This window comes from Cyclobacterium sp. L-R, from assembly GCF_056859355.1.
Genome location: NZ_JBSXOH010000034.1, coordinates 12,285 through 22,495 on the forward strand (window position 1 = coordinate 12,285; position 10,211 = coordinate 22,495).

The following is a 10,211-nucleotide window of genomic DNA, read 5'->3' on the forward strand; positions in this document are numbered from 1 at the left end:
TATGCAACAATATCACCAGTTATTACAACATATATTGGACCACGGTATCAAAAAAGGAGATCGAACAGGTACAGGCACATTAAGTGTTTTTGGATACCAAATGAGGTATGATTTATCAAAAGGATTTCCTTTGGTGACTACTAAAAAATGCCATACACGTTCGATTTTCCATGAATTACTTTGGTTTTTGGCCGGTGATACCAATATCCAATACCTAAAGGACAATAAGGTTTCTATCTGGGATGAATGGGCAGATGAAAATGGTGACTTAGGCCCTGTTTATGGATACCAGTGGAGGCATTGGCCTGATGGTAAAGGAGGAGAAATTGATCAGATTAAAAATCTTATTGATCAAATAAAGAAAAATCCCAACTCTAGACGACTTATTGTAAGCGCATGGAATGTAGCCGATGTGGATCAAATGGCTTTACCACCTTGCCATTTGTTGTTTCAATTTTATGTAGCTGATGGTAAATTGTCTTGTCAATTGTATCAGCGAAGCGCGGATGTCTTTCTAGGAGTGCCGTTTAACATCGCATCTTATGCCTTGTTTTTGGTTATGGTTGCACAAGTGTGTAATCTTGAACCAGGTGAGTTTATTCATACTTTGGGAGATGCTCATCTTTATAACAATCACTTGGATCAGGCAAGACTTCAACTTAGCAGAGAATGTAGACCATTGCCTCAATTAAAGTTAAATCCTGAGGTAAAAGATATTTTTTCTTTTAAATATGAAGACATAGAATTGCAAAACTATGATCCTCATCCAAGGATAAAAGCCGAAGTATCAGTTTAGAAGGAAAATAGAGAAATGAGTGCAGATTCAGGCTTGGTGTCGAAAATTTTATTATCGATTCGTTGGAAGTAACTAATGCCAGTAACATTACTTACAAAGACTTGATCTGCATTCATTAGTTCTTTCTTTTCAAAAGCACCCACTTGACAACTAATTCCATTAGTTTTAAGTTGATTTATAATTTGCTTACGGCCTATACCTGCTATGCAATTGGTCTGCAAGGATGGTGTATAGTACTTATTATTTTTTACCCAAAAAATATTAGCGCTTCCTGCTTCTGAAACGTAACCATTGTCATCGAGAAGAATTACATCATCCATTTGTTTTTCCTGACGCTCAATATTGGCCAAAACATAGGTGAGGGCATTTAGGGTTTTTGTCCCTGACCATGGTGTACCATTAACCTGGATGTCATTGCTTATATAAGCTTTATTTTTAAATAGGGGAGAAGCTTGAAAGTCTTCTACTACCAAATGTTCAATGTGTTTGTTATCCATAGGGCTGTACTTTCCAATCCCTGACCTAAAGATATTCCAACGTACCCGTAATGTCGAAATTTTGCCAAAGGTATTCAATAGCAGTTTGCTAACATTGTTCAGGTCCGGTTCAGCATCTATTTTGAGCTTTATGCACCCATTGTTAGCACGTTCCTGATGGTCTTCATGGAATCTGATTCGTCCATTTGTGAACACCATTGTCTCAAATAGTCCATCCCCAAATAGGAATGCCCTATTAATTGGTAATTCCTGTACTTCACTAAAATTAATTGTGTTATTTTTGAAAAACTGTCTCATTTTTGTACAGTGAATTGTTCATATACGAACACTCTAGGCTATTGTTTGTTCTCTTATCGTTAAAATTAATTAAATAATGGTATTTATAGGTGATTTTTAAAGAGAAAGGTTTAAACTTGAAAGTAAATGGCTAATTAGCACTAGGTTTGCTTGTTAAAAGCTGGCTTATTTAGCTTTCGAAAATTATCAATGAAAAAGATAAACTTTTTAATTGAAAAAATGATAAAATACCAAAGTTCATGAAAAAGCATATTTTACTGCTATTGCTATTTGTTTCAGGATTGTCCACTGTGGTTTTCTCCCAAGATAATTCAGGTAAATTGACTTTGGAACAAAGTGTTGAGATTGCATTGGAGAATAACTTAAACCTCAAAAGGTCTGAAATGAACCTGATGAGTTCTGAAGCAACTTTATTGGAATCAAAAGGACAGATGTTACCCTCTTTTTCTATGGGAGCAAGTTCTGGTTTTCGTTGGGGTAGGTCGATTAACCCGGTAACAAATGATTTTGAAAGTAGAAGAATTGGAAATGTAAATATTTCAGGAAATTCCAGCTTACCTATTTATTCAGGAGGTAGAGTAAGAAATAGTATTCAACAAGCCAAATTAAATGTAGAGGTCAATAAGCTTAATGTGGAGACCGCGAGGAATAACATTACTTTGAATGCCATTAACCTCTTTATCAATATTGCCTTTTCCATGGAGCAGTTAAATATTGCTCAATCTCAACTTAAAACAAGTACGGATCAGTTGGCAAGAACCAAAAGCCTGGTTATGGCAGGGGCCTTACCTAAGGCTGATCAGCTGGATTTGGAAGCTCAAAAAGCAACCAATGAGTTGGAAGTAATCAATGCGGAAAACAATTTGCGAATCGCAAAGTTAAATCTATCTCAGGCACTACAATTGCCATTTACTGATTCATTTGGTATAATTATTCCCGAGGTTGGTATTGATGGTTTAGAGATTGGTAATATAGGCGTGGGTGAAGTTTATTCCATTGCGGAGAGTAGGTTACCTCAGATCAAAGCAGCCATATTGTCTGTAAAGAGTGCAGAGTATGGAGTCAAGATCGCCAAGGGAGCCTTTGCTCCAAGTTTAAGTCTAAGTGCCAATGTGTTTTCCAATTATGTAGATCAGAGTACATTTATGACTCCAGATCCTTTAATTCAACAATTTGAAAACAATTTATCTCAATCAGCAAATATCGGTTTGAACATTCCTGTGTTTTCAAATTTCCGAAATAAGGCAGGGGTGCAAAGGGCACGTGTGCAAAAACGTTTGAGTGAAATCCAGGAAATGGAAGCGAAAAATCTTTTAAGGCAGGATATTGAATCTGCCTATACCTCTGCCTATGCTGCCGAGCAATCTTACAGAAGCTCATTGGTGAGGGTTGAAGCTCTCGGTGAATCATTTAGAATGGCACAACAACGCTTTGAAGTTGGGGCTATCAATGCCGTTGATTTTCAAGTTGCGCAAAACAATTTATTCAATGCAGAAGCAGACCTGGTTACTGCAAAATACCAGTATGTTTTTAGCGTCAAAGTACTGGATTTTTATTTAGGAAATCCTCTTACACTTTAATAGTTCAGAAAAATGGCCAAGAAAAAGTCAAATAAATTAATTTACATTTTACTAGGGATTGTTGCTGTCTTAGTGATAGTAATGTTTGTTGGAAAGCAAGCCGGATGGATAGGAGGAGAGAAGCCTTTGGAAGTGCAGATAGGTAAAGTTAGTAAAAAAGACATTGTTGAAAAGGTAAGTGCCTCAGGAGTGGTACAACCGGAAACTGAGGTCAAAATGAGTCCTGACGTTGCTGGTGAAATCATTGAATTAAATGTTAATGAAGGTGATTCTGTAAAAGTCGGGGACCTATTGGTTAAAATAAGGCCTGATAATTTCATTTCTGCCCTAGACCGAGCTCAAGCCAATTTGAATCAGCAAATGGCTAATTTAGCCCAATCAAGGGCAAGTCTAAAGCGTGCCGAAGCTCAATATAATAGGTCCAAGCTTAATTACGATAGAAACCTCTCTTTGTATAATGATAAGGTTATTTCTGATGCTGATTTTGAACAGATAAAGGCTGATTTTCTAACAGCAGAGAACGACCTTGAAGCATCAAAGCAGTCTGTTATTGCATCAGAATTTATCGTGAAAAGTGCGAAAGCCTCTGTAGATGAAGCTGGTGAAAATCTTAGGTTAACCAATGTTTATTCTCCAACTGATGGAATTGTGTCCAACCTTCTCGTGGAGAAAGGGGAAAGGGTAGTAGGGACAGCTCAAATGGCCGGAACCGAGATGTTACGGATTGCTGATTTGTCAAAAATGGAGGTAAGAGTAAATGTAAATGAGAATGATATTGTTCGAATAAGTATGAACGATACTACTTTAATAGAAGTGGATTCCTACTCCTCTACAGGTAAAAAATTCACAGGAGTAGTTACAGCAATTGCCAATTCTGCCAATGAAAAGGTAAGTACAGATGCTGTGACAGAATTTGAGGTTCGAATTCGAATTATAAATGAGTCTTATAAAGATTTGGTGTCTAATGAAAATCCATTCCCTTTTCGCCCTGGAATGACAGCAAGTGTAGAGATCATTACCGATAAGAAGGTCGGTGTTTTAGCTATACCACTTGCAGCGGTAACAGTGAGGACTGGACAAGAAATTGAATCAGGTGAGGGCGAAGGAAATATGAAGGAATTGGTGTTCTTGAAAAATGACAATAAAGCCAAAATTCAAGAAGTAAAAACAGGGATTTCCGATTTTGAAAATATTGAAATTTTGGAAGGACTGGAGGAAGGTCAAGAAGTTATTGTAGGTCCTTATTTTGTTGTCAGTACCCAACTTGAAAATGACAAAGAAGTGACTGTATCTGTACCTGAAGGGGCCGATAGTAAAAAATAATTCAATTTACCGCTCAGGCGTTGTTGAAAGAAGCTAAAAAAAGGCCCCCAAAATCTAAAATAGATTTTGGGGGCCTTTTTTTAGCTTTTGGACTTTTCTAGTGCTCTTTCTATATCCAGAATTATATCATCCACATGTTCCAAACCTACAGATAGCCTAACAAGACCATTTAAAATGCCTACTTTCTCTCTCTCTTCCTCCGTAAGTTTACTGTGCGTGGTAGAAGCAGGATGGGTAACAATGCTACGGCTATCGCCCAAATTGGCAGTTACAGAGATCATTTGTAATTGGTCAATGAACTTTTTAGCTCTGGATAATCCCCCTTTTAAAGTGAGGGTGATGATTCCTCCCCCATGTTTCATTTGTTTTTTGGCAAGATGAAATTGGGGGTGAGAAGTCAAAAATGGATATTTCACTACATCCACTTCCTTATTTCCTTCAAAATACTGAGCGATTTTAAGTGCACTTTCACAATGTCTGTCCATTCTAACAGCCAAAGTCTCCATGCTTTTGGCCAATATCCATGCATTAAAAGGTGATAAAGAAGGGCCAGTATGACGCATGAAAAACTGAACCTCATCTATTAATTCCTTTTTTCCTAATATCAATCCTCCAAGCACTCTTCCTTGACCGTCGATAAATTTGGTTGCGCTATGGGTGACAATATGAGCCCCCCATTTTGCAGGCTGCTGGAGGTAGGGCGTAGCAAAGCAATTGTCCACAACCAAAACAAGGTTGTGTGCATTTGCGAATTTGGCAATGTATTCTAAATCTATAATTTCTAGTCCCGGATTTGAAGGAGTTTCTATAAACAACATCTTTGTGTTTGGTTGAACCAAGCGCTCCCATTGGTCAATTTCAGAAATGTCTCCATAAGTATGCGAAATCCCCCATTTAGGGAATACACGCGTTAAAAGTTGGTGTGTAGACCCAAACAATGATCTGGAAGCTAGAACATGGTCTCCTTGCCTAAGTAAGGACGCCATGCTGCCAAACATTGCCGCCATCCCGGAAGCAGTTGTGACACCACTCTCTGTGCCTTCTGCAGCACATACTTTTTCTATTAAATCACTTGTGTTAGGGTTTGCATATCTGGAATAAATATTCCCCTCAATTTCATCAGCAAACATTTGCCTAGCTTGTTCTGCTGAATCAAAGACAAAACTGGAACTTAAGTAAATAGGAGCAGAATGTTCTCTTTGATTTGAGGAGGAGGCAGCTATCCTTACTGCTTGTGTTTCAAAATTTTTATAATCCATATTAGAAATTTTCTTATCGTACATACATGAAAATAACCCATTCAACGAAGCCGCAGAATAGCATATAATAATCGAGATAGATAAAGAAGGAGAATGTAAGTGCTGTCTTATTTTCTAATTTATCGTTCCCTATTTATTGGGCAGGTATTGGCACCTTTCCTTGGTTCGGAAGGTTGCCAGAGGTTCACAGAGCCTGATCTCTCGCCTCTTCTTTATAAATCAGTTTCCTGAAATTTAATGCAAATAACGGAATGGAAAGGCTATTTTCCAAATTCCTTTTGTGTTTTGTACAATATAAGGACGTTTTTAAGATAAAATAAAATGCTCCCTTTTATCGAACAAGCCGAAAAACTTGTTTTCTGAGTATTTGTGACTCGGGAAGAGGGCTTAAAGTTTGCCTATTGGATGCTCAACTGAAGCCTGGAAAAAATGGTTATAGAAGTTATAAAGGAGATTAAAAAACAATTCTTTCAAGAGTGTATTTAAACTACCTGCCTTTCAAACGCAAATTGAGTCAATTGAAAGACAGGTAGCTGAACTTACTCCTTTGATTCAACCCAAAATATGCAATAGATATTCTACTACGTGCTGAAATCGCTTTAAAATCAGCCACTTCGTTGCTGTTTGGAGATTTCACCATAGCGGTGCTATGCTAAAAATCTCCAAACAGTCTGATATTCTTGCGATTTCAACACTCATTATGAATCCTATTACATAATCCGGGTTCAATGAAGTTGTTTGTGTTATTTTTTACCTCAATGTTTTATAGAAACCTCTTAATAGTTTTGGCCCAAATGGCATAACCTTTTTCATTCATGTGAAGATTGTCTTTAAGAAAGATATCTTTCATAGGTTCCTTGTCTTCGGCAAGCATGGGCTTCCATAGATCTGCATACTTTAAGTATTTTTTACCTTTTGTGGATTTCTTTAGTTTTTTGTTTAAATCAAGGTATTGATCAGCCAATTCCCATCTAGCAACACTTGGTTTTGGGCTTATAAGAATGATTTCTGTTTCTGGAAGTGCTTCGTGAATTTTACTAATGATAAGGTCAAATGTGACCAATATGTCTTCTACAGTTTTACCAGCTGAAAGATCGTTGTCTCCTTCATAAATAAATACCTTGGTAGGCTTATAATCTAGGATCAATTCGTTGATGTAAAAATTCAAATCACTTGCTTGTGAACCCCCAAACCCACCATTTATTACATTGTGCTCAGGGAAATCTTTTTGCAGGCTTTTCCACATACGAATTGTGGAACTACCGGTAAATACAATCGAATTTAAATTGTCTTTTACAGGATAATCTTTATTAATCTTAGCCACCTGATCTTTAAATCTTTCAGGATTTTGTGCAAAAACTGAGGAACAAGTAAATAATAAGAGTGAAATTAAAAAGAAGTTGTTTTTTGTCATCATCGGGTATTGAATTTTAATCCCCAAAATACTTCATTTCTTCGATAATTAAAACACTTTTTTTACTTGATTGTATCAATAGCGGACAATCGGTGCGGACAGTTATTTGTTTTGTACTTCTAATTTTATGGTTACTAGCCATTTTAAGAAATGTAAATTGAATAAACCTTAAATATTAATTTTATTTATTATTTAAATCATTGAAAAACAGTTATATACAATGGTTTTGGGAATAAGAGTTATAATTGTGTATTTCAGTAAATATTTGGCAATGTCCTTGAAAGGTAATTCGTTTAAAATCTAAAGAGTTTCCTTATTATATGAATAAACTAGAACGCTTTCTTGTATTTTGTTCAGGGGCTTACCAACCTCTGGTGAAGCGGTGTCCAGGTTCCATCCATCAATTTATTGGAATAGGAGGGACTGTTCTTTTTACTGCGGTGTTTGCAGGCTTGTCTGTTGGTTATGCACTTTTCACTGTTTTTGAATCTTTTTTTGCCGTTTTGGCGGTTGGAATTGTATGGATGCTGATGATTTTTAATTTGGATAGATACATTGTGTCTACCCTTAAAAAGAGGGAGAAATTCCTTTCTGAATTTAAGCAGGCCATACCCAGGCTTTTATTGGCAGTATTGATTGCCTTGGTCATTGCAAAGCCATTGGAGTTAAAGATATTTGAAAAGGAGATCAACCGGGAGTTGGATCGGCAGCGTTTGGCCACTATCAGTGATAGTAAGGATGAAATAAAGGCTGGATACCCAGAGTTACTTGATTTAGAAGCCCAAATCGATGAATTGAATGCTGAAATTAAAGAAAAAGAAGCTTTTAGAAATCAAAAGCAAACAGAATATGACAATGAGCGTTTTGGTGTGAAAACGAGTGAAACTACCGGTAGAGCAGGTATTGGGATCAATGCAGAGAAAAAGGAGAGGCAACTAGATCAAGCCCAACAAGATTTGGAATACACCCAAAGCTTAAACCGCAAGAAAATAGACGATTTGGTAAAGCAGAAATATGAATTAAACGAAAAAATGGCTGCCGAATTGGATTACCAAATGGTTTCACTTGATGCCAACAATGGCCTAGCAGCGAGGATTCAAGCGCTAGATTCGCTTACAAATGCTAACAGCGCTGTGTATTGGGCCAATATTCTAATTATGGCCTTGTTTATTATGATAGAAATGGCTCCTATTTTAGTCAAACTAATGGCTAAAAGAGGACCTTATGATCACCTTTTGGAATTGTATGAGGCCGGAGTTATTTTGTCAGCTGATGAGCAATGGTATAAAAAGAGCAGGGAGAGTGAATTGAGAAAGGATGTTTTTGATGAAATTCAACCCGAGAGAAAAGCAGCAAGAAAGGCATTTGATTTAAGTTTGCTGGAGAGAGAATGATGCTTTTAGATTCCAATTAAGTTAGCATTGAATTAAGCGTTCAATTGGCAAAGAGCCTTATTTGATTGACCAGAAAATTTAAATAAAAATTAATTTGATATTGATTTAACAATTATTTTCGCCAAATTCATCTCGACCCAAATTTCACCAAGGATGAATTTTAATAAACTGTTGATTTTTAATTGTATTCTTTTATTTAGTGTTGCTTGCAAGCGAGAGGTAGAAGAAACTAAGAAGGAAAAGCCTTCAGTTGCCCCAAATGTTGTTTTTGTATTGGCTGATCAATGGAGGGCCCAATCTATAGGTTACCTAGGCAATGAGGATGTCATTACCCCTAACCTGGACAGCCTTGCTATGGAGAGCGCGGTGTTTCACAATGCTGTGACTGTGATGGCTGTGTGTGCTCCATGGAGAGGTAGTTTTATCTCCGGGCAGTACCCTTTGACCCATGGGGTGTTTTATAATGACAAACCATTTCCTACAGAGGCCAATACCATTGCCAAAATATATAAAAAAGCTGGTTATCAAACTGGCTACATTGGGAAATGGCACCTTAATGGTCACAAAAGAGGTGAAGAACCATTCAGTGCAAGGAATAAACCTGTTCCAAAAGAAAGAAGACAAGGTTTTGATTATTGGAAAGTTAGGGAAGTTACCCATAATTACAATGACTCCTTTTATTTTGATGAGGAGAACCAAAAGCAGTATTGGGAAGGGTATGATGCATTTTCACAAACAGACAGTGCCATAAGTTATATCAATAAAAATAAGGACAATCCTTTCCTTTTGGTGCTTTCCTGGGGGCCTCCGCATGACCCATACCATACAGCTCCAGAAGCGTATAAAAAAATGTATGATGCTTCAAAAATCAGTTTACGCCCCAATGTTCCAGAAGCTTTTGCGGATAGTGCCAGAAATGTTCTTGCCAACTATTATGCACATTGTACAGCCTTGGATTATTCGGTAGGTGAATTGTTAGCAGCAATTGATGAGGCAGGAATTGCCGACAATACCATATTTGTTTTTACTTCTGAGCATGGAGATATGTTGATGTCCAAAGGTGCATTGAAAAAACAAAGGCCTTATGATGAGTCCATAAAGGTGCCTTTACTCATTAGATACCCTGACAAATTGGGCAAAGTGGCACATCAAATTTATGATCCGATCAATACTCCTGATCTTTTGCCTACTTTATTGGGTTTAAGTGATCTGGGAATACCTGAAACCATAGAGGGAACTGATTTTTCTAAACCTCTTATTGATGGTGATGAATTGGGAAATGAGGCTGCTTTGATCATGCTCCCTGTGCCTTTCCATGAATGGAAATTCTTAAACGGGGGAAGGGAATTTAGAGGCGTAAGAACAAAAAAATATACCTATGTAAAAGATTTGCTAGGCCTATGGTTGTTGTATGACAACGAGCTAGACCCTTATCAAATGCATAACCTCGTTGATTTGCCTCAATTTACACAATTAAAAAACCATCTTGATGGAGTGTTAATGGCAAAACTAAAGGCCACAAATGATGAATTTCTTCCTGCCGATGAGTACATGACAAAATGGAAGTACTTATACGATAGGAATGATAGCATTAGGAAGGAAAACTATCTCGAACTTAACAGGTAAAATAAATTAATGGGTCGAGTACTGT

Annotated in this window: 8 protein-coding genes and 1 riboswitch; of the genes, 5 read left to right on the plus strand and 3 right to left on the minus strand. The window is 37.1% G+C overall.

Annotated elements, in window-relative coordinates:
- Position 1 precedes the first annotated feature (1 nt).
- Positions 2-796, plus strand: coding sequence for a thymidylate synthase (locus AC13EX_RS02960; protein WP_482891481.1), 795 nt, complete (start codon positions 2-4; stop codon positions 794-796).
- Here AC13EX_RS02960 and AC13EX_RS02965 read toward each other — a convergent pair.
- On the minus strand, positions 793-1,590 hold the full coding sequence (locus tag AC13EX_RS02965; RefSeq protein ID WP_482891482.1) for an aminotransferase class IV: 798 nt from the start codon (positions 1,588-1,590) through the stop codon (positions 793-795). The two genes, AC13EX_RS02960 and AC13EX_RS02965, sit on opposite strands and share 4 nt — an antisense overlap.
- Before the next feature lie 239 nt (positions 1,591-1,829).
- On the opposite strand from AC13EX_RS02965, the gene AC13EX_RS02970 reads away from it, so the two are divergent.
- Together AC13EX_RS02970 and AC13EX_RS02975 are read left to right on the plus strand one after the other, a co-directional pair.
- On the plus strand, positions 1,830-3,170 hold the full coding sequence (locus AC13EX_RS02970; protein ID WP_048644085.1) for a TolC family protein: 1,341 nt from the start codon (positions 1,830-1,832) through the stop codon (positions 3,168-3,170).
- Between the two features lie 12 nt (positions 3,171-3,182).
- Entirely contained in the window at positions 3,183-4,493 is a 1,311-nt protein-coding gene (locus tag AC13EX_RS02975) for an efflux RND transporter periplasmic adaptor subunit (RefSeq protein WP_482891483.1), read from the plus strand.
- An 80-nt stretch (positions 4,494-4,573) separates the two neighbouring features.
- On the opposite strand, the gene AC13EX_RS02980 is transcribed toward AC13EX_RS02975, so the two are convergent.
- Complete coding sequence (locus AC13EX_RS02980; RefSeq protein ID WP_482891484.1) at positions 4,574-5,752, minus strand: trans-sulfuration enzyme family protein; 1,179 nt, start codon at positions 5,750-5,752, stop codon at positions 4,574-4,576.
- A 116-nt stretch (positions 5,753-5,868) separates the two neighbouring features.
- Positions 5,869-5,973: riboswitch (SAM riboswitch) on the minus strand.
- Between the two features lie 542 nt (positions 5,974-6,515).
- The gene (locus AC13EX_RS02985; RefSeq protein WP_482891485.1) at positions 6,516-7,169 is read right to left on the minus strand and encodes a GDSL-type esterase/lipase family protein; all 654 of its coding nucleotides are present in this window, start codon (positions 7,167-7,169) and stop codon (positions 6,516-6,518) included.
- 317 nt (positions 7,170-7,486) lie between these two features.
- Here AC13EX_RS02985 and AC13EX_RS02990 point away from each other — a divergent pair, with 317 nt between their 5' ends.
- Together AC13EX_RS02990 and AC13EX_RS02995 are read left to right on the plus strand one after the other, a co-directional pair.
- The gene (locus tag AC13EX_RS02990) at positions 7,487-8,560 is read left to right on the plus strand and encodes a DUF4407 domain-containing protein (protein WP_482891486.1); all 1,074 of its coding nucleotides are present in this window, start codon (positions 7,487-7,489) and stop codon (positions 8,558-8,560) included.
- A 153-nt stretch (positions 8,561-8,713) separates the two neighbouring features.
- On the plus strand, positions 8,714-10,186 hold the full coding sequence (locus AC13EX_RS02995; RefSeq protein WP_482891487.1) for a sulfatase family protein: 1,473 nt from the start codon (positions 8,714-8,716) through the stop codon (positions 10,184-10,186).
- Positions 10,187-10,211 lie beyond the last annotated feature (25 nt).

Bases quoted from the DNA above. Each gene is read 5' to 3' on its own strand.
- AC13EX_RS02980 (WP_482891484.1), bottom strand. From the start codon at position 5,752: ATGGATTATAAAAATTTTGAAACACAAGCAGTAAGGATAGCTGCCTCC.
- AC13EX_RS02970 (WP_048644085.1), top strand. From the start codon at position 1,830: ATGAAAAAGCATATTTTACTGCTATTGCTATTTGTTTCAGGATTGTCC.
- AC13EX_RS02960 (WP_482891481.1), top strand. From the start codon at position 2: ATGCAACAATATCACCAGTTATTACAACATATATTGGACCACGGTATC.
- AC13EX_RS02985 (WP_482891485.1), bottom strand. From the start codon at position 7,169: ATGATGACAAAAAACAACTTCTTTTTAATTTCACTCTTATTATTTACT.
- AC13EX_RS02965 (WP_482891482.1), bottom strand. From the start codon at position 1,590: ATGAGACAGTTTTTCAAAAATAACACAATTAATTTTAGTGAAGTACAG.
- AC13EX_RS02990 (WP_482891486.1), top strand. From the start codon at position 7,487: ATGAATAAACTAGAACGCTTTCTTGTATTTTGTTCAGGGGCTTACCAA.
- AC13EX_RS02995 (WP_482891487.1), top strand. From the start codon at position 8,714: ATGAATTTTAATAAACTGTTGATTTTTAATTGTATTCTTTTATTTAGT.
- AC13EX_RS02975 (WP_482891483.1), top strand. From the start codon at position 3,183: ATGGCCAAGAAAAAGTCAAATAAATTAATTTACATTTTACTAGGGATT.